Origin of the sequence: Pseudomonas haemolytica (assembly GCF_009659625.1) — a bacterium.
In the GTDB taxonomy this organism is placed as follows: Bacteria; Pseudomonadota; Gammaproteobacteria; order Pseudomonadales; family Pseudomonadaceae; genus Aquipseudomonas; species Aquipseudomonas haemolytica.
In genome coordinates this window covers 115,092-141,126 of record NZ_VOIW01000003.1, presented here as the reverse complement: position 1 = coordinate 141,126, position 26,035 = coordinate 115,092, and the positions used below count along the sequence as shown (strand labels likewise).

Below are 26,035 nucleotides of genomic sequence, written 5' to 3'. Positions count from 1 at the left end.
AAGATAACGAAGGCAATCAAAACCTATTGATGGAAGATCGTCAAGTGACATTTTTGGAAATAGCGCACACAAATATGGGAGGGGGCTTGCTCCCGATGGCGGTGTGTCAGCCAATGCATATGTGACTGAACCACCGCTATCGGGAGCAAGCCCCCTCCCACATTGGAATTTTGTTGCTGGTGAGATTTTGGATAACTCAGGTTTTCTTGATTTTGACCGGGCGCTTCCAACCGTCGATGTTGCGTTGACGGGCGCGGGCTACGGCCAGCTGGGACTTATCCACATCCTGGTTGATGGTAGAACCTGCTGCTGTGTTTGAACCATCACCGATGGAAACCGGTGCAATCAGCGAGTTGTTGGAGCCGATAAAGACGTCCTCACCAATCGTCGTCTGGTATTTGTTGGCACCGTCGTAGTTACAGGTAATTGCACCCGCGCCAATGTTGCTGCGAGCACCGATCACCGCATCACCGAGGTAAGCCAAGTGGCCTGCCTTGGCATCGTCGCCCATACGCGCATTTTTCAGCTCGACGAAATTACCAACATGCGCTCTGGCGCCCATTACAGTACCGGGACGCAAGCGTGCGAATGGGCCGGCGTCACTGCCCTCGCCCATCACGGCGCCATCGATATGGCTGTTGGCCTTGATCACCACGCCTTTGCGCAAGGTACTGTCCTTGATCACGCAGTTAGGGCCAATGACCACGTCGTCTTCAATGATCACGCGACCTTCAAGGATCACGTTGATATCGATCAGCACGTCGCGCCCTACAGTCACTTCGCCACGCACATCAAAACGCGCCGGGTCTCGCAGGGTCACACCCTGGGCCATCAGACGCAGACCTTCGCGCAGTTGGTAGTGACGCTCCAGTTCGGCAAGCTGCTTGCGGTCGTTGGCGCCCTGCACTTCCATTGGGTCGTGGGGCTGTTCGGTGGCGACCAGCAGGCCATCGCTAACAGCCATTTCGATCACATCGGTGAGGTAGTACTCACCTTGGGCATTGTTGTTGGACAGGCGGCTCATCCAGTCGCCAAGCTTATCGGCAGGCACGGCGAGAATGCCGGTGTTGCCTTCAGTAATGGCGCGCTGGGCTTCGCTGGCATCCTTGTGCTCGACGATCGCGGCGACCTTGCCGTCGGCATTACGCACGATACGGCCATATCCGGTGGGGTCGTCCAATTCAACGGTGAGCAGGCCCATCTGGCCGGGCACTACGTGCTTGAGCAGGCGCTGCAGGGTTTCCACTTCAATCAGCGGTACATCGCCATAGAGGATCAGCACCGTGTCGGCGGTGATGAAGGGCACGGCTTGCGCGGTGGCATGGCCGGTGCCCAGTTGCTTGTCTTGCAATACGAAATTCAAATCGTCCGCAGCCAAACGCTCACGTACTACGTCAGCACCGTGGCCGATTACCACGTGAATACGTTGCGGATCCAACTGCCGGGCGCTGTGGATAACATGGCCCAGCATGGAGTTTCCCGCGACCGGGTGCAGCACCTTGGGCAGAGCGGAACGCATGCGGGTGCCCTGGCCTGCGGCGAGAATGACGATTTCAAGAGACATGAATGGCTACCAATCCTGGGCGGTCCGGGTTCAGACCAGAGAAGTGTTTTGCAAAAAAAGAAAAAGGGTAGCCGAGGCTACCCTTTTTAATCAATCACACAGAAAGCATCACGGAGGGGCCGCTTACTTCTTGCGGATCTGCTGGAGCGTGCGCAGCTGAGCTGCAGCCTCGGCCAGACGTACTGCAGCAGCGCTGTAGTCGAAGTCTGCACCTTTTTCGTTCAGGGCCTTCTCGGCAGCCTTGACGGCTTCCTGAGCGGAGGCTTCATCCAGGTCGCCAGCACGTTGCACGGTGTCGGCAAGTACCTTGACCATGTTCGGCTGAACCTCGAGGAAACCACCGGAGATGTAGAACACCTCCTTTTCCCCGCCTTGCTTGGTCAGAGTGATCGGACCTGGTTTCAAGCTGGTAATCAGCGGAGCGTGACCCATGGCGATACCAAGATCACCCAAGTCACCGTGCGCTGTTACAAACTCGACCAGACCGGAGAAAATTTCCCCTTCCGCGCTGACGATATCGCAATGGACTGTCATAGCCATCTGATTGCCTCAACCTGATGAGCGCCCGTTGCCGGGCGCCTGGATTACAGTTTCTTGGCTTTCTCGATCGCTTCTTCGATGCCGCCGACCATGTAGAACGCTTGTTCTGGCAGGTGGTCGTAGTCACCGTTGAGGATGCCTTTGAAGCCAGCAATGGTGTCTTTCAGGGAAACGTATTTACCCGAGGCACCGGTGAAGACTTCAGCCACGAAGAACGGCTGCGACAAGAAACGCTGGATCTTACGAGCACGGTTTACCAACTGCTTGTCGGCTTCCGACAGCTCGTCCATACCCAGGATCGCAATGATGTCCTTCAGTTCTTTGTAGCGCTGCAGCACGTACTGAACGCCGCGAGCGGTGTCGTAGTGCTCCTGGCCGATCACGTTCGGGTCCAGTTGGCGCGAAGTCGAGTCGAGTGGATCGACCGCTGGGTAGATACCCAGGGAAGCGATGTCACGGGACAGAACGACGGTGGCGTCCAAGTGGGCGAAGGTGGTAGCTGGCGACGGGTCGGTCAAGTCATCCGCAGGTACGTATACCGCTTGGATCGAAGTGATCGAACCTTCCTTGGTCGAAGTGATACGTTCTTGCAGAACGCCCATCTCTTCGGCCAGGGTCGGCTGGTAACCTACTGCAGAAGGCATACGGCCCAGCAGTGCGGATACTTCAGTACCGGCCAAGGTGTAACGGTAGATGTTGTCGACGAACAGCAGAACGTCGTTACCTTCGTCACGGAACTTCTCGGCCATGGTCAGGCCAGTCAGTGCTACGCGCAGACGGTTTCCCGGCGGCTCGTTCATCTGACCGTAAACCAGTGCCACTTTGTCCAGAACGTTGGAGTCCTTCATCTCGTGGTAGAAGTCGTTACCCTCACGAGTACGCTCACCCACACCGGCGAACACGGAATAACCGCTGTGCTCGATGGCGATGTTACGGATCAGTTCCATCATGTTTACGGTCTTGCCTACACCGGCACCACCGAACAGACCGACTTTACCGCCCTTGGCGAACGGGCAAACCAGGTCGATAACCTTGATGCCGGTTTCCAGCAGGTCGTTGCCGCCAGCTTGCTCAGCGAACGATGGTGCTGGACGGTGAATGCCCCAGCGCTCTTCGGTGGCAATCGGGCCAGCTTCGTCGATCGGGTTGCCCAGTACGTCCATGATCCGGCCCAGGGTCGCTTTACCGACCGGTACGGAGATGGCAGCGCCAGTGTCGACAACGTCCAGACCGCGCTTCAAGCCTTCGGTGGAACCCATCGCAATGGTACGAACTACGCCGTCGCCCAGCTGCTGCTGAACTTCCAGGGTAGTTTCCGCGCCTTGTACTTTCAGCGCGTTGTAGATGCTCGGTACGCTGTCGCGTGGAAATTCCACGTCGATAACGGCGCCGATGATTTGAACGATACGTCCGCTACTCATAGCTGGATCCTCTGAATATTTGAACCGTTAAACCGCGGCAGCGCCGCCGACGATTTCCGAGATCTCTTGGGTGATCGCAGCCTGACGCGCCTTGTTGTAGATCAGCTGCAAATCGCTGATCAGATCACCGGCGTTATCGGTAGCGTTTTTCATCGCGATCATCCGCGCCGCTTGTTCAGCTGCGTTGTTCTCGACCACCGCCTGGTACACCTGCGACTCCACGTAGCGCACCATCAAGCCGTCAAGCAGCTCTTTGGCGTCTGGTTCGTAGAGGTAGTCCCAGTGGTGCTTGAGTTCCTGATCCGGGGTCGCCACCAGTGGAATCAATTGCTCCACGGTTGGCTGCTGGGTCATGGTGTTGATGAACTTGTTGGATACCACGGACAGGCGGTCAATCCGGCCTTCCAGGTACGCATCCAGCATCACCTTCACACTGCCGATCAAATCATTGATCGACGGCTCTTCACCCAGGTGGCTGATAGCTGCAACGACGTTACCGCCGAAGTTGCGGAAAAAGGCCGCACCCTTGCTACCAACAACACACAGATCGATCTCGACGCCGTTTTCGCGGTTTACCGCCATGTCCTTGACCAGGGCCTTGAACAGGTTGGTATTCAAACCACCGCACAAACCACGGTCACTGCTCACTACCACATAACCTGCACGCTTGACGGCGCGCTCGATCATGAACGGGTGGCGGTATTCCGGGTTGGCGTTGGCCAGATGCCCAATTACCTGGCGGATACGCTCCGCATAAGGACGGCTAGCAGCCATGCGCATTTGTGCCTTGCGCATTTTGCTGACCGCCACTTTTTCCATGGCGCTGGTAATTTTTTGCGTGCTTTTGATGCTCGCAATCTTACTGCGAATCTCTTTTGCGCCTGCCATGTAACACCTATCAGGTTAGCAAGCGGGAGCCTTGCGGCTCCCGCTGCGGCTTACCAGGTTTGGGTGGCCTTGAACTTCTCGATACCGGCTTTCATGCCAGCGTCGATATCGTCATTGAAGTCACCCTTCACGTTGATCTTCGCCATCAATTCGGCGTGATCGCGGTTGAAGTAAGCAATCAGCGCTTGTTCAAAGCTGCCGACCTTGGCGATTTCAACGTCGGTCAGGAACCCACGCTCAGCGGCATACAGCGACAACGCCATGTCAGCGATCGACATTGGGGCGTATTGCTTCTGCTTCATCAGCTCGGTAACGCGCTGACCATGCTCAAGTTGCTTACGGGTCGCTTCGTCCAGGTCAGAAGCGAACTGGGCGAATGCCGCCAGTTCACGGTACTGAGCCAGAGCGGTACGGATACCACCGGAGAGCTTCTTGATGATCTTGGTCTGAGCGGCACCACCCACACGGGATACCGAAACACCGGCGTTCACTGCAGGACGGATCCCGGAGTTGAACATGGCCGATTCCAGGAAGATCTGACCGTCAGTGATGGAAATCACGTTGGTCGGAACGAACGCGGAAACGTCGCCAGCCTGGGTTTCGATGATCGGCAGTGCGGTCAGGGAACCGGTTTTGCCGGTCACTGCGCCGTTGGTGAACTTCTCTACGTACTCTTCCGAAACGCGGGATGCGCGCTCCAGCAGACGGGAGTGGAGATAGAACACGTCGCCTGGGTAAGCTTCACGGCCTGGTGGACGGCGCAGCAGCAGGGAAATCTGGCGGTAAGCCACTGCTTGCTTGGACAGATCGTCATAAACGATCAGCGCGTCTTCACCGCGGTCGCGGAAGAATTCACCCATGGTGCAACCGGAGTACGGTGCCAGGAACTGCAGCGCAGGAGATTCCGAAGCACTGGCAGCCACGATGATCGTGTTGGCCAGGGCGCCGTTTTCTTCCAGCTTGCGAACCACGTTGGCGATGGTCGATTGCTTCTGACCAATGGCTACGTAGACGCAGAAAATGCCGCTGTCTTTCTGGTTGATGATCGCGTCGATCGCCAGGGCGGTTTTACCGATCTGACGGTCACCGATGATCAGCTCACGCTGGCCACGGCCGACTGGGATCATGGCATCAACAGCCTTGTAGCCAGTCTGTACAGGCTGGTCTACCGACTTACGCCAGATCACGCCTGGAGCAACTTTCTCGACCGCGTCGGTCTCGGTGTTGCCCAGTGGACCTTTGCCGTCAACAGGGTTACCCAGTGCGTCGACTACGCGACCCAGCAGTTCCTTACCAACTGGAACCTCCAGGATGCGGCCGGTGCACTTGGCGCTCATGCCTTCAGCCAGACTGGTGTACGCGCCCAATACAACGGCACCTACGGAGTCTTGCTCCAGGTTGAGGGCCATACCGTAGACGCCGCCCGGAAACTCGATCATCTCGCCGTACATAACGTCGGCCAGACCGTGAATCCGCACGATGCCGTCAGATACGCTGACGACAGTGCCTTCGTTACGGGCTTGGGAGGTCACATCGAGCTTGTCGATGCGGCCCTTGATAATTTCACTTATTTCGGAAGGATTGAGTTGCTGCATTGCTCTGCTGCCCCTTCAAACTCAAGATTTCAATGCTTCGGCAAGTTTCGCGATTTTGCCGCGAATCGAGCCATCGATAACCAGGTCGCCGGCACGGATAACGACACCACCAATCAGGGATGCGTCCTCCGAAGCTTGCAGGCGCACTTCCCGATTGAGTCGTGCACTGAGAACCTTGGCGAGTTTGTCTTGCTGTTCTTGGTTCAATGCAAAAGCACTGGTCACTTCAACGTCTACCGATTTCTCTGCTTCGGCCTTGTACAGGTCGAACAGAGCGGCGATCTCCGGCAATAGCGGGAGACGGTCGTTTTCGGCAATGACGTGGATGAAGTTCTGCACTTTCACATCAAACTTGTCGCCGCACACTTCAATAAAAGTGGCGGCCTTGTCTGCGCTCGTCAGGCGCGGGGCCTTGAGCACGCGCTGCATGGTGTCGTCTTGCGACACTGCTGCAGCCAGGCCGAGCATGGCTGACCAAGAGGCCAGCTGCTGGTGGGCCTGGGCGTGCTCGAAGGCTGCCTTAGCGTAAGGTCGGGCCAACGTGGTCAGTTCTGCCATGATCGCCCTCGCTTAAATTTCAGCAGCCAGTTTGTCAACCAGCTCCGCGTGCGCGTTTTGATCGATTGTGGCACCGAGGATCTTCTCAGCACCGCCGACCGCCAGAGCACCCAGTTGGGCACGCAGCGCGTCTTTGACGCCGTTCAGTTCCTGTTCGATCTCGGCATGAGCCGAAGCCTTCACACGGTCAGCTTCGACGCGGGCTTTTTCAACAGCCTCTTCGACGATCTGGTTACCGCGTTTCTTGGCTTGCTCAATGATTTCAGCTGCCTGTGCTTTAGCTTCGCGCAGTTGCTGACCCACTTTCTCGTGGGCCAACTCCAGGTCGCGAGCTGCACGGCTGGCAGCGTCCAAACCATCCGCGATCTTCTTCTGACGTTCGTGCAAAGCCGCGATGACCGGAGGCCACACGAACTTCATGCAAAACACTACAAAAATGAAGAACGCAACGGATTGGCCAATCAGGGTTGCATTAATGTTCACGCCAACACCTCGCTCATTCGTTGTCCATCACCCCAATCACTCGAAAATTCGAGTGATTAGCCAGCGAGTTGACCAACGAAGGGGTTCGCGAAGGTGAAGAACAGTGCGATACCAACGCCGATCATGGTCACGGCGTCGAGCAGGCCGGCGACGATGAACATTTTAACTTGCAGCATTGGGACCATTTCTGGCTGACGCGCTGCGCCTTCCAGGAATTTGCCGCCCAGCAGGCCGAAACCAATGGCAGTACCCAGGGCGCCCAGGCCGATCAACAGTGCAACAGCGATAGCGGTTAGACCAACTACAGTTTCCATCTTTCCTCCCGACTTTTACGTCGTATGGTTTAGGTTTTTTAGATTTTAAAGCGGTAAAACAAATCGTTTCATAGCCCTGGTGGGCCACCTTCCCGTTTGACCGGGAAGGACATCAGACTAGTCGAGACTGGCCTTAATGGTTCTCTTCGTGCGCCATCGACAGGTAGACGATGGTCAGCATCATGAAGATGAAGGCCTGCAGGGTAATGATCAGGATGTGGAACACAGCCCACGCCCACTGCAGAACTACGCCCAGGCCGCTAAGCCAGAGCAGGCCGCTGCCGAACATCACAGCGATCAGAATGAACACCAGCTCGCCGGCATACATGTTGCCGAACAGTCGCAAGGCCAGGGAAATCGGCTTGGCGATCAGGGTGACGAACTCCAGCAGGAAGTTCACCGGGATCAGCAGGGCTTGAACGAAGATGTTCTTGCTGCCGAACGGGTGCAGGGTCAGTTCGCCGATGAAGCCGCCGATGCCCTTGACCTTGATGCTGTAGAAAATGATCAACGCGAACACCGACAGGGCCATGCCCAGGGTGGCGTTAGGGTCAGTGGTCGATACGGCACGGAATGGAATGTGCGGATCGCCAGAGATCGCCATGGCCAACTGAGGAATCCAGTCCACCGGAATCAAGTCGATGGCGTTCATCAGGAACACCCAGACGAAGATGGTCAGTGCCAGCGGTGCAATCACCGGGCTACGGCCATGGAAGCTGTCTTTCACGCTGCCATCGACGAATTCGACCAATACTTCAACGAAGTTCTGCAAAGCACCTGGCTGACCGGAAGTCGCCTTCTTTGCCGCCATGCGGAAAATCAGGACGAAGATCAGGCCCAATGCGACCGACCAACCCAGAGTATCCAGGTGGAAAGCCCAGAAACCCATTTCTTTGGCTTCTGCTGCGGTGTGGGCAAAGCCCCAGCCGCCATTAGGAAGCTGACCGAAGGTCAGGTTCTGCAAGTGGTGCTGGATATAGCCCGAAGCGGTTGTTTCTGCCATGGTTGCCTCAAACGCCCTAAGGTTTCGAAAGTCTTGTTTTCATTAGCAGGGGAGCGAACCAGCTGACCAGTTGGGTCAACACGAAGACGCCGAATACAGCTAGCGGCGCCAATGGCTTCACACCTGCAAAGGTCAGTGCAAACAGCACTGCCGTCAAAATCAGTTTCCCCGCCTCGCCGGCATAAAAAGACCGGACGATAGCCTGGGCTGCTCGGGCGCCGGAAAACCGAAAGGCCCTGTGAGCAAAATACATATTGGGCAGCAAGGCTATCAGGCCTCCGCAGAGTCCTGAATATCCGGCTACGACTCCATGCCAATACCAAAGCGCCAATGCGGCGATCAGCAGAATGACAAATTGAGCCAATAAAACCGGGAAAACAGCCAAGCGATGGAACGGCAACGTGTTTGGCGTGCGGGTTTCCATCACTCTTGCTCCTCAATGGTCGGCTGCCGGAAATCAATAACTTGGCATAATTTGTGCCGACAAAATGCGCGCAGAGTATAGGGGCGGTTCTGCCCCTATTCAACTGTCGGGTAGTGATTTCCGATCACACGCTACATGAGTAAATGTTTCAGCGGATGTGGGCAAGGACGCCCTGAAGCTCATCGAGAGAGTTATATCCGATGACCAATTGCCCTTTGCCCTTCTTGCCGTGGCGAATTTGCACCGCAGAGCCCAGGCGCTCGGCCAGGCGCTGCTCAAGTCGTGCGATATCCGGATCAGGTTTGGCCGTTTCGACCGGTGCAGGTTTGCCGCTGAGCCACTGGCGAACCAGCGCCTCGGTCTGACGCACAGTAAGACCTCGTGCGACAACGTGTCGCGCCCCTTCAACCTGTTGATTTTCCGGCAAACCGAGCAAAGCACGGGCGTGGCCCATTTCCAGGTCGCCGTGGGACAGCATGGTCTTGATGACTTCGGGCAGCGCGATCAGGCGCAGCAAGTTGGACACGGTGACGCGGGATTTACCCACCGCCTCGGCCACTTGTTGCTGGGTCAGCTGAAATTCCTGCTGCAAACGCTGCAACGCGATCGCTTCTTCGATCGGGTTGAGGTCCTCACGCTGGATGTTCTCGATCAGCGCCATAGCGATGGCAGTTTCATCCGGCACATCACGCACCATCGCCGGGATGGTTTCCTTGCCAGCCTGTTGGCTGGCGCGCCAGCGACGCTCACCGGCGATGATCTCAAAGCGGCCACCGCCAATCGGGCGCACCACGATGGGCTGCATCACACCCTGGGCCTTGATCGAGTTGGCCAGTTCTTCCAGCGCCTGGGGATCCATATCCCGGCGTGGCTGGTATTTGCCGCGCTGGATCAAGTCCAGGGGCAAGTGCTGCAGCTCGCGCTCGTCGGCCTGCACCGCTTGTTCTTCAAGCGATGTGACGGTCGGACCACTCAGCAGTGCATCCAGTCCACGTCCGAGACCTCGTTTCTTGACGGCCATGGGGATTCCTTAAGTTGGCTGGGCTGCAGCGGTGCGTGAATTGCGGCGTTGACGGCGAACCATCTCGCCGGCCAATGCCAGGTAGGCAATGGCACCACGCGAAGATTTGTCGTACGCCAACGCCGGCATGCCATAGCTTGGCGCTTCGGCCAGGCGGATGTTGCGGGGAATCACGGTGTCGTACAACTGGTCGCCAAAGTGTTCCTTGAGCTGCGCCGACACGTCGTTCATCAGGCTCAGGCGCGGGTCATACATGGTCCGCAGCAAGCCTTCGACTTTGAGGTTCGGGTTGAGCAACTCGGCGATACGCTTGATGTTATCCACAAGGTCGCTCAAGCCTTCAAGGGCGAAGTACTCGCACTGCATGGGAATAATCACCCCATCGGCAGCAACCAGCGCGTTAAGCGTGAGCATCGACAGCGACGGTGGGCAGTCGATCAAAATGTAGTCGTAATTCTCACGAATAGGTGCCAGGGCGCTGCGCAGACGGCTTTCTTTCATCTGCATTTCCAGCAGCACCACTTCCGCCGCGGTCAAATCGCGGTTGGCCGGCAGCAGTTGGTAACCGCCGTGCTCGGAATAGTGCATGGCCTGGGCCAGGTCACATTCACCAATCAGCAAATCGTAGACCGAGTTTTCCAAGCCGTGTTTATCCACACCGCTACCCATGGTGGCGTTGCCCTGTGGATCGAGATCGATCAACAGCACCCGACGCTTGGTGGCGACCAGGGATGCTGCGAGGTTGATACAGGTGGTGGTTTTACCCACGCCACCTTTCTGGTTCGCTATCGCGAATACCTTAGCCATTCTTGCTTGTGTTCCCAATCATGCCGTGCGGCGCAGTATCAGCAGATGGCGTTGGCCTTGGCAACCGGGTACGGCCAAGGCGTGTTCGCTATCGAGGTGGAAGTCTGCCGGCAATGCTAACAGCTCGTCGCTTGGATGGACGCCCTTCATTGCCAGCCAGCGGGTGTCACGGTCGCCTAGATGGCGGGTCCAGTTGCTGAAGTTCTCCATGCTGCTGAACGCCCGGGACACAATGCCGTTGAAAGGCTGCTCAGGCGTGAAGGCTTCGACGCGACTGTGGATAACTTGCAGGTTGTCCAGCTTGAGTTCAAGTTTGACCTGGGTCAGGAAGCGGGTCTTCTTGCCGTTGCTGTCCAGGCACGTCACTTGAGACTCGGGAAACAGGATCGCCAGTGGGATGCCAGGCATCCCGCCGCCACTGCCTACGTCGAGCCAGCGACCGTTTTCGATAAACGGCATCACGCTGAGGCTGTCGAGCAAATGCCGCGACACCATCTCGTCCGGATCACGCACGGCGGTAAGGTTGTAAGCCTTGTTCCATTTGATCAACAGGGCCAGATAGCCCAGCAGTAGCTCATGCTGGGCTTCGGTCAGGGCCACGCCCAGTTGGCGCGCTCCTGTGGATAACTCTTCGGCGTGTTGCGAGGTGACCAACGAACTCAAGCGCTTTGCTCCAACTGACGGCCCGCGCCGCGTTTTTTCAAATGAATCATCAACAGCGAAATGGCTGCCGGGGTAACGCCGGGGATACGTGAAGCTTGGCCGAGCGTTTCCGGCCGAGTTATCCCCAGCTTGCTTTGAATCTCTTTCGACAATCCGGAAATCCCGGTGTAGTCGATATCCACAGGCAGCTTGGTGTTTTCACTGGCGCGCAGACGGGCGATTTCGTCCTGCTGACGGTCAATATAACCGGCATATTTGGTCTTGATTTCGACCTGCTCGGCGACCTGTGGATCTTCTGCGCCGCCGCCGGTTACCGAGACCAGGCCAGCGTAGTCGATTTCCGGACGAGACAGCAGGTTCAGCAGGTTGTACTCGTGAGTCAGCGGCGTGCCGAATTTTTCGGCAATCGCGTCGCCCTGCTCGGTGCCAGGGCGAACCCAGGTACTTTTCAGCCGTTGCTCTTCCAGATCGATGCTTTCGCGTTTTTTGCAGAAGGCTTCCCAACGCGCATCGTCGACCAGGCCCAGTTCGCGACCTTTTTCGGTCAGACGCAGGTCGGCGTTGTCTTCGCGCAGGATCAGGCGATATTCGGCCCGGGACGTGAACATCCGGTACGGTTCCTGGGTCCCCAGGGTAATCAGGTCATCAACCAAAACGCCGATGTACGCTTCATCGCGACGCGGGCACCAGCTGTCTTTCCCTTGTGCACGCAATGCGGCATTGGTCCCGGCCAGCAAACCCTGGGCGCCGGCTTCTTCGTAACCGGTGGTGCCATTGATTTGGCCAGCAAAGAACAAGCCGCCGATCACTTTGGTTTCCAGGCTGTATTTCAAGTCTCGTGGATCGAAGTAGTCGTACTCGATGGCGTAGCCGGGCCGCACGATGTGGGCATTTTCCATACCGCGAATGGACTGCACGATCTGGATTTGCACGTCGAACGGCAAGGAAGTGGAGATCCCGTTCGGGTACAGCTCGTGCGTGGTCAAGCCTTCGGGCTCGATGAAGACCTGGTGGCTTTCCTTGTCGGCAAAGCGGTGGATCTTGTCTTCGATCGACGGGCAATAACGCGGGCCAATGCCTTCGATCACACCGGAATACATCGGCGAACGATCAAGGTTCGCAGCAATGATTTCGTGGGTACGGGCGTTGGTGTGGGTAATCCAGCAGCTGACCTGTTTCGGGTGCTGCTCCTTGGAACCCATGAAAGACATGACTGGAATCGGCGTATCGCCGGCTTGCTCGGTCATGACCGAAAAATCCACAGAACGCCCGTCAATACGTGGCGGGGTCCCGGTTTTCAGGCGACCAACGCGTAGAGGCAATTCACGCAGGCGTTTTGCCAGGGCAATCGACGGTGGATCACCGGCGCGGCCACCGGAATAGTTCTGCATGCCGATGTGGATAAGTCCGCCGAGGAAGGTACCGGTGGTCAACACCACGGATTCTGCGAAGAAACGCAGGCCCATTTGCGTGACAACACCGCGGACCTGGTCCTGTTCGACGATGAGGTCATCAGCGGCTTGCTGGAATATCCAAAGGTTCGGCTGGTTCTCCAGGGTTTCGCGCACTGCAGCCTTGTACAGAATTCGGTCTGCTTGTGCTCGAGTTGCGCGTACGGCCGGGCCTTTGCGGCTGTTCAACACACGGAACTGAATACCACCTTTGTCGGTGGCCATTGCCATTACGCCGCCAAGGGCGTCGATTTCCTTGACCAGATGGCTTTTGCCAATCCCGCCAATAGCGGGGTTGCAACTCATGGCACCGAGGGTTTCCACGTTGTGCGTGAGCAACAGGGTTTTTACGCCCATGCGCGCTGACGCCAGTGCTGCCTCGGTACCGGCATGACCGCCGCCGATGACGATCACTTCAAAACGGGAAGGGAAATCCACCACGCACCTCGTGCCTGCTTATGTAGGTAATCAGGAATTGTTTGTTGAAAGAGTTTTAGAGCTTTGGCGGCAAGTATAGGGACTTAGCCCTTCCTAAAGAACCCTTTGCACAAAATTTAACCAGCTGTGGATGAATCACGGACAATAGAAATTAAAAGAGAGAAATTTATTAAATCTTTGTTTTTATGTTTATTTATACTGAGCCACCTTTCTGTGGATAGATTCCTGTAGGCCTTTATTTACGCTGTGTACAGAGATTCAAAAGTCTGTGGTCATGTGCCAATGAGGCCCTTGGATAAGTGCTTTAAGCCTGTGGATTAAACAGGTGGTTATCCACAGAGGGGTTTTTGCGCAGGTTTCAGGCCCTGTTATCAACTGGGCACAGGCGCGGTTATTCACAGGGCTTAATCCACAGAAATGGTTGAAAAGGTGTGTATTTCGCTCACGCCGAGGCTAACCAAATCCTCTAATTCGTGGGTAAGCGCACAAAAGTAGAGATCTATTGTCGGATACAGCAGGTCGGTTAATAATAGCGATTATCATTAACTTGACTTGTCATTCCTATGTCCCCTCCTTCACACACCGTCGCCGTCCAGCACATCTATGAGCAACACCATTCCTGGTTGCACGGGTGGCTCAAAGGCAAGTTGCATAACGCCTGCGATGCGGCCGATGTGGCGCACGATACGTTCGTGCGGATCTTGGGCGGGCGGCATGCGGCGCAAATCGTTGAACCACGAGACTATTTGGCGACCATCGCCAGGGGCCTGGTGATTGACCGCTATCGTCGGCACTCGATCGAACAGGCCTACAGACAAACGCTGGCTGAACGGGCTGAAGCCACCACCATCAGCGAAGAAGACAAGGCCATCATCATTGAGACCCTGGTGGCTGTGGATAAAGCCCTGTCTTCACTCGGCGAACGTGCGCGGCGGATCTTCATGTTGTCGCAGATCGAGGGGCTGACTTATCAACAGATCGCGGATCGGTTGCAGGTATCGCTGACCACTGTGAAGAAGCACATGATCCGTGCCTTGACGGAATGTTCGCTGATCATGGCCAGCCGGTAATGGCGATTCCCGATCGCCAGACCTTCGAGGCCGCCGCCAGTTGGTATGTGCAGTTTCAAGCCCAACTGCCTACGCCCGTAGAACGCCTGGCCTGGCAACAATGGCTGAACGCCGATCCGTCACATCAGGCTGCGTGGAACCAGATGGAACAATTGCAACGCAGCCTTGGCGCGCTGCCCCAGGATTTAACCCGCCGCGCCTTATCAACCACGCAGCAACGTCGCCAGGTGCTGAAGTGGATGCTGGTGCTGGGCGGTACCGGGTACTTGGGCTGGAATGTTCAGCAGCACACGTCCCTGGGCAATGTCTGGGCTGACTACCGGACTTGCGTGGGTGAACACCGACGTATCGAGTTGGCTGATGGCACGCAACTTGATCTCAACACCGGCACGGCGATTGATGTGGTATTCGACGCAAGCCAGCGTTTGATCCATCTGCGCGAAGGTGAAGTACTTATCCGCACCGGCAAATTAGGTGTGCAAACGCCCTTTTATGTCGAAACACGTCAAGGCCGCATCCAGGCATTGGGTACTCGATTCACCGTGCGCCAGCTGTCGAGTTCCACGCGTGTCGGAGTTCTGGAGGACCGGGTGAGCGTGTCGCCCGCTGACCAGCCCAACCACGTCCGCTTGCTCGAAGCAGGTGAAAGCGCTGACTTTGATCGCCAAAATGTGAGCGATAAAAGTGCATATAGTGGATCCCAGGCTGCCTGGGTCGATGGCCAGTTGATCGTATTGGATGCTCGACTCGGGAACGTGATCGACGAGCTTGCGCGGTATCGTCCGGGCGTCCTGCAATGCGATCTGGCGTCGGCACGTTTGCGGGTTTCCGGTACGTTCCGCCTGGACTCTACCGATGCAGTGCTGGCCAATCTGCAAGCGACCCTGCCGATTGGGGTGAAGTATTTCACCCGCTATTGGGTGTCGGTGAAGCACATCGGCTGATCGGGAAAAATATCCCACACAGGGGTTATCTTTTTCTTACCTGGCGCGGCCCTACAGGTAATCACGACGCAACCTTCAGGGCTTACCCACCTATGCGCCTCCCTACCAAGTTCCGCCAGCGACTTTCCTCCCACGGTTTGACCGGCAGCCTGCTGCTCAGTAGCGCGGCCTTGGCCGGTGTTTTGCTGTCAACCGGCGCCATGGCCGCCAGCACGGTGCAACACTACGCCATCGCAGCCGGCCCGCTGGACAATGCCTTGAGCCAATTCGCCGCTAGGGCGAATGTGATTCTGTCTTTTTCACCCCAGCAAACCACGCGCCTGAACACGCCAGGGCTGCAAGGTGATTATTCGGTGGACCAAGGTTTTGCGCTGCTGCTGCAAGATTCGGGGCTGCAGGCGGTAGCCCAGATGCCCGGTAGCTATGTCCTGCAGGCCGCGCCCGCTGGCCAACTTACGCTTGCGACCACCACGGTAAGCACTTATCAACAGGAGGGTTTCAACCAGGAGATCGCCGGTGACGTGGGCTACAAGGCGCAAAACAGCCGCATCGGCACCAAGACCAGTACACCTTTGTCGGAAACGCCGCGCTCGGTATCGGTCGTTACGGGTCAGCGTATCAAAGACCAGAAATCCCAGACCCTGACTGAGGTGCTGGGCTATGTGCCAGGTATTTTTGCGCCACCTTTTGCAGCTGGCGATGGTTTGGCGGGGGATCTGTTTTTTATCCGCGGTTTCAACGCAACGGACTACGGCTACGGCCTACTGAGAGACGGCCTACGCCTACAAGGTAATCGGTATGACACCTCCAGTGAGCCTTACGGCCTGGAGCGGGTCGAGGTTTTCCGTGGCCCGTCTTCTCTGCTCTACGGTGAAAACGCCCCAGGCGGCCTGGTGAACCTAGTCAGCAAACACCCTACTGCCACGCCGCAAGGTGAGGTGCAGCTGGGTTACGGCTCAAATAACCGACGCCAGGTGGGTGTGGATATCTCTGGCCCGCTCAATGACAGCGGCAACATCCTTGGGCGGGTAGTGATGCTCGGCCGCAAGTCCGATACACAGACCGATCACGTCCCGGACGACCGCCTCTACATCGCACCTTCGCTGACGCTGAATTTCGACGACTACAACACGCTGACGCTGTTGGCCAACTACCAGAAGGACCACACCAACCTCGAACTCGGCCTACCGGCGGCTGGCACGTTGCTCACAAATCCAAATGGCAAGCTTTCCAAACACACCATGCTCGGTAACCCGGATTGGAACACCTTTGAACGTGAATCCTGGAGCACCGGCTACGAGTTCAGCCACAGCTTCAACGACGATTGGCAGTTCCGTCGGAATTCGCGCTATATGCAGTCGCGCATCAACCGCCATGAAACATGGCCTGGCACGCTGAATAACCGCGGCTTTGGTACTCAACTGAACATGACCGCCTACGACCGCTACAACAAGTCGATGGTTTACTCCCTGGATAACCAGCTGGAGGGTAAGTTCCAGCTGGGCGACCTGGAAACTACGCTGCTGTTCGGCGCCAGTTATGACCGCACTTCATTTAACCAGGATTGGGACGCAGGCTCTGCCGGCACCATCAATGCATATAACCCCGTGTACCTGCGAGATCCGTTGACCCCTGTGGCTGTGCAAAACACCTTGCTCGAACAGCAGATGAAAGGGGTTTATGCACAGGTCCAGAGCAAGTATGACCACTGGTTATTCCTGCTCGGCGGCCGTCAGGACTGGGTCGACAGTGATTTTCGCGACAAGGTGAACAAGGCCAGCAACACCGGCTCCGAAGACCGCAAGTTCACCTACCAGGGCGGGGTGATGTACCAGTTCGACAACGGCCTAACGCCGTATGTCAGCTACTCCACCGCGTTCGTCCCGGTGCAGCAGATCTCCAACGCCGGCTCACCGTTGAAGCCGATCACCAGCAGCCAATATGAAGTGGGCGTGAAATACGAGCCGATCGGCTGGGACACCGCGATGACGCTATCGGTGTATGACTTGCGCAAGCAGGACGACACTTACCTCGATGCCACCACCAACAGCTATCGCCAAGTCGGCGAAAGCCGGGCCAAGGGGGTGGAAGTTGAGGTGAACAGCAACCTCACGCCCAACCTGAACGTGACAGCGGCCTACACCTACACGGACGCGCGGATTACCAAGGATTCGGCTACCTCGCTGGTTGAAGGGCATCAGATGACGGGTGTTCCACGTAATCAGGCGTCGGTGTGGGGCAAGTACCGTTTCCTCGATGGTCAACTCAAAGGTCTGTCCCTGGGCGGCGGTGTGCGTTACTTCGACAGTACCTCTTCCTACACGGCCCCCAGCCTATACGGGAAATTGGATGCGGGCAGCGTCACGCTGGTGGACGCAGCGGTTGGCTATCAGATCGACAAACACTGGTCGGTCGATCTAAACGCCAAGAACCTGTTCGACAAGGAATATGTATCTGGTTGCAACGATGCGGGGCGTTGCTACTGGGGTGACAGCCGTACCTTGCTCGGTACGGTGTCCTACAACTGGTGAGGCACTGTGGATAACTCGCTTATTTACCAATGCAAAAGCTGGAGAAGATCCGCCCCAGCAAATCATCGGAGCTAAATGCGCCGGTAATTTCCCCCAACAGCTGCTGCGCCTGACGTAAATCCTCAGCCAGCAGCTCCCCTGCCCCTGCCAGTGTCAATTGAGCCCTACCGTGTTCCAAGGCTGCGCTCGCGTGGCGCAACGCCTCCAGGTGCCTGCGGCGCGCACTGAAGCTGCTTTCCGACGTCTGCTCATAGCCCATGCAAGCTTTGAGGTGCTCACGCAGCAATTCCAGGCCCTCTCCCGCCGATCTGGCGCTCAGACTGATGGTGACGTGGCCATCCGTGCTGGTTTCCATCGCAATCGCTTCACCCGTCAAATCGGCTTTGTTGCGAATCAGCGTGACCTTGCCCGGGTCTGGCCGTTGCTCAAGAAACTCAGGCCATAGGGCAAAAGGATCCACAGCCTCAGGCGCCGTGGCATCTACGACCAGCAGCACCCGATCGGCTTCGCCGATGGCTTTGAGTGCGCGCTCTACGCCAATTTTTTCGACCTGGTCATCGGTATCACGCAAACCCGCAGTGTCGACCACGTGCAGCGGCATGCCGTCGATGTGGATATGTTCGCGCAGGATATCCCGGGTCGTGCCGGCAATCTCGGTGACAATGGCTGCTTCACGCCCCGCCAGTGCATTGAGCAGGCTGGATTTGCCCGCGTTTGGCCGGCCCGCGATCACCACTGTCATGCCGTCCCGCAGCAAGGCACCCTGCCCGGCTTCGCGCAGGACTGTGGATAACTCGTCGCGAACCTTATCCAGCATCGCCAATACGTGACCGTCGGCGAGAAAGTCGATTTCTTCCTCCGGAAAATCAATCGCCGCTTCAACGTAGATGCGCAAGCTGATCAGTTGCTCGGTCAAGTTATGCACACGTAGGGAAAAAGCGCCCTGCAGCGAGCGCAATGCATTCCGTGCGGCTTGTGCGGAACTGGCTTCGATCAAGTCAGCAATGGCTTCAGCCTGGGCCAGGTCAAGCTTGTCGTTCAAAAATGCGCGTTCGCTGAATTCGCCAGGGCGGGCCAGGCGGCAGCCCAGTTGCAGGCAGCGGTGCAACAACATATCCAATACGACCGGGCCGCCGTGACCTTGTAATTCAAGGACATCTTCGCCGGTGAAGGAATTAGGCCCCGGGAAATAAATCGCCAGACCCTCGTCCAAAACGCTTTCGTCAGCATCCAGGAACGGACCGTAATGCGCATAGCGCGGCTTCAATTCGCGACCGCTGATGGCCTTGGCTGCAATGCCGGCAAGCGGTCCGGAAATACGAACGATACCCACACCACCTCGACCCTGAGCGGTGGCCACAGCAGCGATGGTTTCACGAGGAGCACTCATCAGCAGGTTCCAGAACAAAAGTGACGGAAAGCAAAACGCCCCACTAGGGGGCGTCTTGAGTGGTTATCCACAGAGTAAATTACGCCTCGGCTTTTTTGGTAGCCGCTTCTATTTTACGTGTGATGTACCACTGTTGAGAGATCGACAACACGTTGTTGACCACCCAGTACAGTACCAAGCCAGCAGGGAACCACAGGAAGAAGAAGGTGAAGATGATTGGCATCATTTTCATTACCTTGGCCTGCATCGGATCCGGCGGTGTTGGGTTCAGACGCTGCTGGATAAACATGGTCGCGCCCATGATGATCGGCAGGATAAAGAACGGGTCTTTGATCGACAGGTCAGTTATCCACAGCATGAACGGCGCCTGGCGCATTTCCACGCTTTCCAGGAGTACCCAGTACAGCGACAGGAACACCGGCATCTGCACCAGAATCGGCAAGCATCCACCCAGCGGGTTGATCTTCTCTTTCTTGTACAGCTCCATCATGGCCTGCGACATTTTCTGCCGATCGTCACCATGTTGTTCTTTCAGCGCGGCCAGTTTAGGTGCCACGGCACGCATACGGGCCATCGACTTGTAGCTGGCTGCCGACAGTGGGAAGAAAATCCCTTTGATCAGCATGGTCAGGAAGATAATCGACCAGCCCCAGTTACCGACGATGCTGTGGATATGTTGCAGCAACCAGAAGATTGGCTGGGCAATGAACCACAGAATGCCGTAGTCCACAGTCAGCTCCAGACCTGGGGACAACTCTTTCAGTACGGCCTGGCTTTTCGGGCCGGCGTACAGAGTGGCGCTGGTTTCAGCCTTGGCACCTGGAGCGACGCTCAACGCCGGGCCGGTAAAACCAATGATGTAGTTGCCTTGGCTGTCTTTACGGGTCTGAACCAGGTTGGCTTCACCCTTGTTCGGGATCCAAGCGGTCACGAAGTAGTGTTGCAACCAGGCAACCCAGCCACCTTGAACGGTTTCTTTCAGCGAACCCTTGTCGATATCTTTCATCGACACTTTTTTGTACGGCTCACCACTTGTCCACAGGGCGGCGCCCAGGTAAGTCGCGGTGCCGGTGGCGGTGCTGGAAGAAGGATCGGAGCTGCCATCACGCTTGAGCTGGGCAAACAGGTTGCCACTCCAGGGTTTGTCGCTTTCGTTGTCGATCAGATAAGTGACCTTCAAGTCGTACAAACCACGGGTAAAGCTGAAACGCTTGATGTAGTTGATGCCGTCGAGGCTGAATTTCAGGTCGACGTTCAACTGGTTCTGGCCGTCAGCCAGTTGATAAGTCTTCTGTTCGGTCGAATAAACCGGACGACCGGTAGCACGAGCATCCGGACCATTGGTGCCGGTCAGGCCACTTTGCGCCAGATAAACACGCTCGCCACCGTTATCGAACAGTTGGAACGGAACATCCGGATGGTCTTGGCGACGTGGATACAGCGGCAGTTTCAACTGCGCGATATCACCACCTTGCGGGTCGATAGCCAAGTCGAGCACATCCGTTTTCACGTGGATGAGGTCTTTATTGGTGACCACTGGCGTTTCTACAGGGGCGCTGGTTTCGCCATTCGCGCTGGGAACATCGGCATTCGCGGACGCATTATTACCCAGCGGGGCGTCCGGGATAGCCGGCGCGGCCTGATTGGTAGCAACATTCTGAGTCGGCAGGGCAGCCTGGCCGTAGTCCTGGTTCCACTTAAGAACCATGACGTAGGACACGATTGCCAGGGCGACGATCAGGATCGTGCGTTTAATATCCATGATTACTCGGCCATCGAAGAAGAACGGGAGGTAGGGATAGGTGGAACCGGGTCATAACCACCGGGATTCCACGGATGACAGCGACCTAAACGACGAAAGGTCAGCCAGCCACCGCGCAGAAGACCATGATTTTCTATGGCCTCTAACGCGTAGCAGGAACAACTGGGGTAGAAACGACAGTGGTTTGCCATCAGGGGACTAATGGCATAGCGATAAAACTGGATCGGAACGATTGCCAGTTTACGCATCAAGGCTGTCTACCCCTACAGTTTCGGTGCTGACTGCTGGTGCTGGCTTGTGGGTACGCGCCAAACGTTTCCAGAGCTTGCCGAAATGCTGAATCAATTCGGGGTTTTCTACATCACCCAAGCCTTTGCGCGCGACGATAACAATATCCCAACCAACCAGAGTGTCCTGGTGGAGGCGAAACGATTCGCGCATCAGACGCTTGAGGCGATTGCGCTCAACGGAGAGCTTTACGCTCTTCTTGCCGATCACCAACCCGAGACGGGGGTGATCAAGATCGTTGTTACGCGCAAGGAGCAGGAGATTTTTCCCCGGAACCTTGCCGGTGGGGGAGTCAAAGACTGCCTTGAAATGCCGGGGAGTTAGCAGACGCTTTTCCCGACTGAAGTCCTGACTCACCACCAGTACCGGATTATCAAACTGCCAGACGCGCACGACCTTTGGCGCGGCGACGCGACAGGACAGCACGGCCGTTCTTGGTAGCCATGCGAGCACGGAAGCCGTGAGTACGGGCGCGTTTGATGGTGCTTGGTTGGAAAGTACGTTTCATGGCGTTGTTACCTGGTTCGTCCACAACGGGCCGGAATGGCCCCCGTTTTAAGAGACCGGCGATTCTAGAGAAAGCAAGCCTCTAGGTCAATTTCCAACCAGCTTTTCCTTTAATTAGATCTCCAGGCGGTTATCTGGTCCTACGAGGCATCCAGCTTTCATCAGCGACCCCATAGATATAAAAATAAAGAAGGAAGTTATTTAAAGCTTTTCTGTAAAGCTTATAAAAGCTAGGGGCGCGATCATCTGTGGATAACTACCTCTATCCCTTGTTCTACGTGATGTACAAAGAATGACAACACGGGGGAGAAGCGGTGCTCTGCCTGTGCTGCGCTATCGGATAAGCTGTGTGTGGAATGGGTTGTTATCCACAGGCCAGTTACCCACAGACTTTCGACCCCACTTGTACAACGAGCTTAAGGGCGCTTATCCACAGACCTTATGCACAGACCACTGGTCGCCTTTTTCGCGGTTAAGGCATTGATTTTGGCTGCCCTGTGAGCAACCTACATGTGGATAAGTGGGCGGCTGGCCGCTACAATGGCGGCTGTTTTTGCCTCACCGGCTTTCAACTTAGGGGATATCCGTGTCAGTGGAACTTTGGCAGCAGTGCGTGGAGCTTTTGCGCGATGAGCTGCCTGCCCAGCAATTCAACACCTGGATCCGTCCGCTACAGGTCGAAGCCGAAGGCGACGAGTTGCGTGTCTACGCACCCAATCGTTTTGTTCTCGACTGGGTCAACGAGAAGTACCTGAGCCGCGTTCTCGAATTGCTCGACGAACACGGTAATGGCCTCGCGCCCGTGCTCTCCTTATTAATAGGCAGCAAACGTAGCTCGGCACCGCGTGCTGCGCCGAATGCGCCTTTGGCAGCTGCAGCATCGCAAGCCCAGGCCGCATCGGCACCGGTTGCCGCTTCCGCCGCTCCTACCGCGATGCAGTCCAAATCCTCTGCGCAAAAAAATGCGCCAGCGAATGAAGAGCCGTCCCGTGACAGCTTCGACCCGATGGCGGGCGCCAGCTCCCAGCAAGCACCGATCCGCGCTGAACAGCGCACCGTGCAGGTTGAGGGTGCGCTCAAGCACACCAGCTACCTGAACCGCACCTTTACCTTTGAAAACTTCGTCGAAGGTAAGTCAAACCAGCTGGCTCGAGCGGCTGCCTGGCAAGTTGCCGATAATCCCAAGCATGGTTACAACCCACTCTTCCTTTATGGTGGCGTTGGCTTGGGTAAGACGCACTTGATGCACGCTGTGGGTAACCATCTATTAAAGAAGAATCCGAATGCCAAGGTTGTGTACCTGCACTCGGAGCGCTTCGTGGCTGACATGGTCAAGGCCCTGCAGCTCAATGCAATCAACGAATTCAAGCGTTTCTACCGCTCCGTTGACGCTTTGCTGATCGATGACATTCAATTCTTCGCTCGCAAGGAACGTTCCCAGGAGGAGTTCTTCCACACCTTTAACGCCCTGCTCGAAGGCGGCCAGCAGGTCATCTTGACCAGTGACCGTTACCCGAAGGAAATCGAGGGCCTGGAAGAACGCTTGAAATCGCGCTTTGGCTGGGGCTTGACCGTGGCGGTAGAACCGCCGGAACTGGAAACCCGCGTCGCGATCCTGATGAAAAAGGCCGACCAGGCGAAAGTCGACCTGCCCCATGACGCGGCGTTCTTCATCGCCCAACGCATTCGCTCCAACGTGCGCGAGCTGGAAGGCGCACTCAAGCGGGTCATCGCTCACTCGCACTTCATGGGCCGCGATATCACCATCGAGCTGATTCGCGAATCCCTCAAAGACTTGTTGGCTCTGCAGGACAAACTGGTAAGTGTGGATAACATCCAGCGCACCGTGGCCGAGTACTACAAGATCAAGATTTCCGACCTGCTGTCCAAGCGCCGTTCGCGCTCGGTCGCGCGTCCCCGTCAGGTGGCCATGGCCCTCTCCAAGGAGTTGACCAACCACAGCTTGCCGGAAATCGGTGATGTGTTTGGCGGGCGCGACCACACCACGGTCTTGCACGCATGCCGCAAGATCAACGAACTTAAGGAATCCGACGCGGATATTCGCGAGGACTACAAGAACCTGCTGCGTACACTGACAACTTGATGACACCAGCGCAGCTTATTAAGGCAAGGGACTAGACCATGCATTTCACCATTCAACGCGAAGCCCTGTTGAAACCCCTGCAACTGGTCGCAGGCGTCGTCGAGCGCCGACAGACCTTGCCGGTGCTCTCTAACGTATTGCTGGTAGTCGAAGGCCAGCAATTGTCTCTGACGGGTACCGACCTGGAAGTCGAACTGGTTGGTCGCGTCCAACTCGAAGAGCCCGCCGAACCAGGCGAGATCACTGTGCCAGCGCGCAAGCTGATGGACATCTGCAAGAGCCTTCCGAACGACGCGCTGATCGACATCAAGGTTGATGAGGCGAAGTTGGTGGTTAAGGCCGGTCGCAGCCGGTTCACGTTGTCCACTTTACCGGCCAATGATTTCCCTACCGTGGAAGAAGGGCCGGGTTCGCTGACCTGCAGCCTGGAGCAAAGCAAACTGCGTCGCTTGATCGAGCGTACCAGCTTCGCCATGGCCCAGCAGGACGTACGCTACTACCTCAACGGCATGCTACTGGAAGTGTCGGAAGGCATCATCCGTGCCGTGGCCACTGACGGCCACCGCCTGGCGATGTGCTCGATGCGTGCCGATATTGGTCAGCCGGATCGTCATCAGGTGATTGTGCCGCGCAAAGGTATCCTCGAGCTGGCACGTCTGCTCACCGAACCGGATGGCAACGTCAGTATTGTTCTAGGTCAGCACCACATCCGCGCAACCACGGGTGAGTTCACCTTCACTTCCAAACTGGTTGACGGCAAGTTCCCGGATTACGAGCGCGTGTTGCCTAAAGGTGGCGATAAGCTGGTGATTGGTGATCGTCAGGCGCTGCGTGAAGCGTTCAGCCGTACTGCGATTCTGTCGAACGAAAAGTACCGTGGCATTCGCCTGCAACTGGCCAACGGCCAACTGAAAATCCAGGCCAACAACCCGGAACAGGAAGAGGCGGAAGAAGAAGTGGGCGTCGACTACAACGGCGGTTCGCTAGAGATCGGCTTCAACGTGAGCTACTTGTTGGACGTGCTGGGTGTCATGACGACCGAACAGGTTCGCCTGATCCTGTCGGATTCCAACAGCAGCGCCCTGGTGCAAGAATCTGACAACGACGACTCGGCGTATGTTGTCATGCCGATGCGCCTGTAATCATGCTCAGCAGAAGCTAGATGTCCCTCAGTCGCGTCTCGGTCACCGCGGTGCGCAATCTGCACCCGGTGACCTTCTCCCCTTCCCCCCGCATCAATATCCTCCATGGCGCCAACGGCAGTGGCAAAACCAGCGTGCTGGAAGCCATCCACTTGCTGGGGCTTGCCCGTTCTTTCCGCAGTGCCCGCCTGTTACCAGTGATTCAATACGAGCAATTGGCCTGCACCGTGTTTGGCCAAGTTGAACTGGCGGAGGGCGGTCATAGCAGCCTGGGCATATCCCGTGATCGCGGCGGTGAGTTTCAAATCCGAATTGACGGGCAAAACGCTCGTAGTGCAGCGCAACTGGCTGAAATTTTGCCGTTGCAGTTGATCAACCCCGACAGTTTCCGATTGTTGGAAGGCGCACCTAAAATTCGCCGGCAATTCCTTGATTGGGGCGTGTTCCACGTGGAACCACGCTTCATGGCCACTTGGCAGCGCCTGCAGAAGGCCCTGCGGCAGCGGAACTCATGGCTGCGGCGTGGTACACTTGACGCCGCTTCGCAAGCAGCCTGGGACCGGGAACTGTGCCTGGCCAGCGACGAAATAGATGAATACCGCCGTGCCTATATCAAAGCCTTGAAACCAGTCTTTGAGCAGACCTTGAGCGAATTGTTGGATCTCGAGGGACTGACGCTGAGTTACTACCGGGGTTGGGACAAAGAACGTGAGCTGAGTGCAGTGCTTGCGACGTCTCTGCAGCGGGATCAGCAAATCGGACACACCCAGGCCGGACCCCAACGCGCTGACTTGCGCCTTAGATTAGGCGCACATAATGCTGCGGATATCTTGTCCCGTGGCCAGCAGAAGTTGGTGGTGTGTGCGCTGCGTATCGCACAAGGGCATCTGGTTAGCCAGGCCCGACGCGGTCAGTGTATTTATCTGGTGGATGACTTGCCGTCGGAGCTCGACGAGCAGCACCGCCGTTCGCTATGCCGCTTGTTGGAAGACTTACGCTGCCAGGTGTTTATCACCTGTGTAGACCACGAATTATTGAGGGAAGGCTGGCAGACGGAAACGCCAGTCGCTTTGTTCCACGTGGAACAAGGCCGTATCACCCAGACCCACGACCATCGGGAGTGAAGG

The 26,035-nt window shown here is 56.7% G+C and carries 25 protein-coding genes; 6 read left to right on the top strand and 19 right to left on the bottom strand.

Annotated features, from left to right (window positions below; all coding sequences use genetic code 11):
• Positions 1-196 precede the first annotated feature (196 nt).
• The 14 genes from glmU to mnmG all read right to left on the bottom strand — a co-directional run bounded on the left by glmU (position 197) and on the right by mnmG (position 13,170).
• Positions 197-1,564, bottom strand: coding sequence for a bifunctional UDP-N-acetylglucosamine diphosphorylase/glucosamine-1-phosphate N-acetyltransferase GlmU (gene glmU, locus FRT59_RS11035; RefSeq protein WP_153871214.1), 1,368 nt, complete (start codon positions 1,562-1,564; stop codon positions 197-199).
• Between the two features lie 123 nt (positions 1,565-1,687).
• Positions 1,688-2,104 (bottom strand): F0F1 ATP synthase subunit epsilon, encoded by a 417-nt coding sequence (locus FRT59_RS11030; RefSeq protein WP_005792601.1) that lies wholly within the window; start codon positions 2,102-2,104, stop codon positions 1,688-1,690.
• A 44-nt stretch (positions 2,105-2,148) separates the two neighbouring features.
• On the bottom strand, positions 2,149-3,525 hold the full coding sequence (gene atpD / locus FRT59_RS11025) for a F0F1 ATP synthase subunit beta (RefSeq protein ID WP_032857187.1): 1,377 nt from the start codon (positions 3,523-3,525) through the stop codon (positions 2,149-2,151).
• Positions 3,526-3,552: 27 nt separating this feature from the next.
• Positions 3,553-4,413, bottom strand: a complete 861-nt coding sequence (gene atpG / locus FRT59_RS11020) for a F0F1 ATP synthase subunit gamma (protein ID WP_005792602.1) — start codon at positions 4,411-4,413, stop codon at positions 3,553-3,555.
• 50 nt (positions 4,414-4,463) lie between these two features.
• On the bottom strand, positions 4,464-6,008 hold the full coding sequence (gene atpA, locus FRT59_RS11015; protein ID WP_003195831.1) for a F0F1 ATP synthase subunit alpha: 1,545 nt from the start codon (positions 6,006-6,008) through the stop codon (positions 4,464-4,466).
• 21 nt (positions 6,009-6,029) lie between these two features.
• Positions 6,030-6,566 carry a F0F1 ATP synthase subunit delta gene (locus FRT59_RS11010; RefSeq protein ID WP_003195833.1) on the bottom strand — a complete coding sequence of 179 codons (537 nt, stop codon included), beginning with the start codon at positions 6,564-6,566 and terminating at the stop codon, positions 6,030-6,032.
• A 12-nt stretch (positions 6,567-6,578) separates the two neighbouring features.
• Positions 6,579-7,049, bottom strand: a complete 471-nt coding sequence (locus FRT59_RS11005; protein WP_034116578.1) for a F0F1 ATP synthase subunit B — start codon at positions 7,047-7,049, stop codon at positions 6,579-6,581.
• A gap of 56 nt (positions 7,050-7,105) precedes the next feature.
• Complete coding sequence (gene atpE, locus FRT59_RS11000; protein ID WP_002555987.1) at positions 7,106-7,363, bottom strand: F0F1 ATP synthase subunit C; 258 nt, start codon at positions 7,361-7,363, stop codon at positions 7,106-7,108.
• 133 nt (positions 7,364-7,496) lie between these two features.
• A complete protein-coding gene (atpB, locus tag FRT59_RS10995; RefSeq protein WP_034116579.1) occupies positions 7,497-8,366 on the bottom strand; it encodes a F0F1 ATP synthase subunit A in 870 nt (289 codons plus the stop codon).
• 16 nt (positions 8,367-8,382) lie between these two features.
• Positions 8,383-8,790 (bottom strand): F0F1 ATP synthase subunit I, encoded by a 408-nt coding sequence (locus FRT59_RS10990; protein WP_010565865.1) that lies wholly within the window; start codon positions 8,788-8,790, stop codon positions 8,383-8,385.
• Between the two features lie 148 nt (positions 8,791-8,938).
• A complete protein-coding gene (locus FRT59_RS10985; protein ID WP_016970690.1) occupies positions 8,939-9,811 on the bottom strand; it encodes a ParB/RepB/Spo0J family partition protein in 873 nt (290 codons plus the stop codon).
• A gap of 9 nt (positions 9,812-9,820) precedes the next feature.
• Positions 9,821-10,618, bottom strand: a complete 798-nt coding sequence (locus FRT59_RS10980; protein ID WP_005792605.1) for a ParA family protein — start codon at positions 10,616-10,618, stop codon at positions 9,821-9,823.
• Positions 10,619-10,636: 18 nt separating this feature from the next.
• Positions 10,637-11,281, bottom strand: coding sequence for a 16S rRNA (guanine(527)-N(7))-methyltransferase RsmG (gene rsmG / locus FRT59_RS10975; RefSeq protein WP_020302581.1), 645 nt, complete (start codon positions 11,279-11,281; stop codon positions 10,637-10,639).
• Positions 11,278-13,170, bottom strand: coding sequence for a tRNA uridine-5-carboxymethylaminomethyl(34) synthesis enzyme MnmG (gene mnmG, locus FRT59_RS10970; protein ID WP_034116707.1), 1,893 nt, complete (start codon positions 13,168-13,170; stop codon positions 11,278-11,280). The genes rsmG and mnmG overlap by 4 nt, the downstream gene beginning before the upstream one ends.
• A 563-nt stretch (positions 13,171-13,733) precedes the next feature.
• Between mnmG and FRT59_RS10965 the strand changes: the two genes are divergently transcribed.
• From FRT59_RS10965 to FRT59_RS10955, 3 genes are all read left to right on the top strand, one after another.
• Positions 13,734-14,240: a sigma-70 family RNA polymerase sigma factor gene (locus tag FRT59_RS10965; RefSeq protein WP_034116581.1), complete on the top strand. Its 507-nt coding sequence runs from the start codon at positions 13,734-13,736 to the stop codon at positions 14,238-14,240.
• On the top strand, positions 14,240-15,184 hold the full coding sequence (locus FRT59_RS10960) for a FecR domain-containing protein (protein ID WP_153871213.1): 945 nt from the start codon (positions 14,240-14,242) through the stop codon (positions 15,182-15,184). The genes FRT59_RS10965 and FRT59_RS10960 overlap by 1 nt, the downstream gene beginning before the upstream one ends.
• A gap of 92 nt (positions 15,185-15,276) precedes the next feature.
• Positions 15,277-17,715 (top strand): TonB-dependent siderophore receptor, encoded by a 2,439-nt coding sequence (locus tag FRT59_RS10955; protein ID WP_153871212.1) that lies wholly within the window; start codon positions 15,277-15,279, stop codon positions 17,713-17,715.
• Positions 17,716-17,734: 19 nt separating this feature from the next.
• Here FRT59_RS10955 and mnmE read toward each other — a convergent pair whose 3' ends face one another.
• From mnmE to rpmH, 5 genes are all read right to left on the bottom strand, one after another.
• Positions 17,735-19,105, bottom strand: a complete 1,371-nt coding sequence (mnmE, locus tag FRT59_RS10950; protein WP_034116584.1) for a tRNA uridine-5-carboxymethylaminomethyl(34) synthesis GTPase MnmE — start codon at positions 19,103-19,105, stop codon at positions 17,735-17,737.
• Positions 19,106-19,184: 79 nt separating this feature from the next.
• Positions 19,185-20,867 carry a membrane protein insertase YidC gene (yidC, locus tag FRT59_RS10945; protein WP_034116585.1) on the bottom strand — a complete coding sequence of 561 codons (1,683 nt, stop codon included), beginning with the start codon at positions 20,865-20,867 and terminating at the stop codon, positions 19,185-19,187.
• A 2-nt stretch (positions 20,868-20,869) separates the two neighbouring features.
• Positions 20,870-21,115, bottom strand: coding sequence for a membrane protein insertion efficiency factor YidD (gene yidD / locus FRT59_RS10940; protein WP_080752880.1), 246 nt, complete (start codon positions 21,113-21,115; stop codon positions 20,870-20,872).
• Complete coding sequence (rnpA, locus tag FRT59_RS10935; protein ID WP_020302575.1) at positions 21,108-21,515, bottom strand: ribonuclease P protein component; 408 nt, start codon at positions 21,513-21,515, stop codon at positions 21,108-21,110. Before rnpA ends, yidD begins: the two co-directional genes overlap by 8 nt.
• 13 nt (positions 21,516-21,528) lie before the next feature.
• Positions 21,529-21,663 carry a 50S ribosomal protein L34 gene (gene rpmH / locus FRT59_RS10930; RefSeq protein ID WP_003213577.1) on the bottom strand — a complete coding sequence of 45 codons (135 nt, stop codon included), beginning with the start codon at positions 21,661-21,663 and terminating at the stop codon, positions 21,529-21,531.
• Between the two features lie 585 nt (positions 21,664-22,248).
• Here rpmH and dnaA point away from each other — a divergent pair.
• The 3 genes from dnaA to recF are packed head-to-tail and all read left to right on the top strand — an operon-like array spanning position 22,249 to position 26,032.
• Positions 22,249-23,766 (top strand): chromosomal replication initiator protein DnaA, encoded by a 1,518-nt coding sequence (gene dnaA / locus FRT59_RS10925; protein ID WP_034116586.1) that lies wholly within the window; start codon positions 22,249-22,251, stop codon positions 23,764-23,766.
• Positions 23,767-23,804: 38 nt separating this feature from the next.
• Entirely contained in the window at positions 23,805-24,908 is a 1,104-nt protein-coding gene (gene dnaN, locus FRT59_RS10920; protein ID WP_034116587.1) for a DNA polymerase III subunit beta, read from the top strand.
• A gap of 20 nt (positions 24,909-24,928) precedes the next feature.
• Positions 24,929-26,032, top strand: a complete 1,104-nt coding sequence (gene recF, locus FRT59_RS10915) for a DNA replication/repair protein RecF (RefSeq protein WP_153871211.1) — start codon at positions 24,929-24,931, stop codon at positions 26,030-26,032.
• The last annotated feature ends 3 nt before the right edge of the window (positions 26,033-26,035 follow it).

Excerpts from the sequence above, each read along its gene's own strand:
- glmU (WP_153871214.1), bottom strand. The coding sequence starts at position 1,564 with ATGTCTCTTGAAATCGTCATTCTCGCCGCAGGCCAGGGCACCCGCATG.
- FRT59_RS11030 (WP_005792601.1), bottom strand. The coding sequence starts at position 2,104 with ATGGCTATGACAGTCCATTGCGATATCGTCAGCGCGGAAGGGGAAATT.
- atpD (WP_032857187.1), bottom strand. The coding sequence starts at position 3,525 with ATGAGTAGCGGACGTATCGTTCAAATCATCGGCGCCGTTATCGACGTG.
- atpG (WP_005792602.1), bottom strand. The coding sequence starts at position 4,413 with ATGGCAGGCGCAAAAGAGATTCGCAGTAAGATTGCGAGCATCAAAAGC.
- atpA (WP_003195831.1), bottom strand. The coding sequence starts at position 6,008 with ATGCAGCAACTCAATCCTTCCGAAATAAGTGAAATTATCAAGGGCCGC.
- FRT59_RS11010 (WP_003195833.1), bottom strand. The coding sequence starts at position 6,566 with ATGGCAGAACTGACCACGTTGGCCCGACCTTACGCTAAGGCAGCCTTC.
- atpE (WP_002555987.1), bottom strand. The coding sequence starts at position 7,363 with ATGGAAACTGTAGTTGGTCTAACCGCTATCGCTGTTGCACTGTTGATC.
- atpB (WP_034116579.1), bottom strand. The coding sequence starts at position 8,366 with ATGGCAGAAACAACCGCTTCGGGCTATATCCAGCACCACTTGCAGAAC.
- FRT59_RS10990 (WP_010565865.1), bottom strand. The coding sequence starts at position 8,790 with ATGGAAACCCGCACGCCAAACACGTTGCCGTTCCATCGCTTGGCTGTT.
- FRT59_RS10985 (WP_016970690.1), bottom strand. The coding sequence starts at position 9,811 with ATGGCCGTCAAGAAACGAGGTCTCGGACGTGGACTGGATGCACTGCTG.
- FRT59_RS10980 (WP_005792605.1), bottom strand. The coding sequence starts at position 10,618 with ATGGCTAAGGTATTCGCGATAGCGAACCAGAAAGGTGGCGTGGGTAAA.
- FRT59_RS10965 (WP_034116581.1), top strand. The coding sequence starts at position 13,734 with ATGTCCCCTCCTTCACACACCGTCGCCGTCCAGCACATCTATGAGCAA.
- FRT59_RS10960 (WP_153871213.1), top strand. The coding sequence starts at position 14,240 with ATGGCGATTCCCGATCGCCAGACCTTCGAGGCCGCCGCCAGTTGGTAT.
- FRT59_RS10955 (WP_153871212.1), top strand. The coding sequence starts at position 15,277 with ATGCGCCTCCCTACCAAGTTCCGCCAGCGACTTTCCTCCCACGGTTTG.
- mnmE (WP_034116584.1), bottom strand. The coding sequence starts at position 19,105 with ATGAGTGCTCCTCGTGAAACCATCGCTGCTGTGGCCACCGCTCAGGGT.
- yidC (WP_034116585.1), bottom strand. The coding sequence starts at position 20,867 with ATGGATATTAAACGCACGATCCTGATCGTCGCCCTGGCAATCGTGTCC.
- yidD (WP_080752880.1), bottom strand. The coding sequence starts at position 21,115 with ATGCGTAAACTGGCAATCGTTCCGATCCAGTTTTATCGCTATGCCATT.
- rpmH (WP_003213577.1), bottom strand. The coding sequence starts at position 21,663 with ATGAAACGTACTTTCCAACCAAGCACCATCAAACGCGCCCGTACTCAC.
- dnaN (WP_034116587.1), top strand. The coding sequence starts at position 23,805 with ATGCATTTCACCATTCAACGCGAAGCCCTGTTGAAACCCCTGCAACTG.
- recF (WP_153871211.1), top strand. The coding sequence starts at position 24,929 with ATGTCCCTCAGTCGCGTCTCGGTCACCGCGGTGCGCAATCTGCACCCG.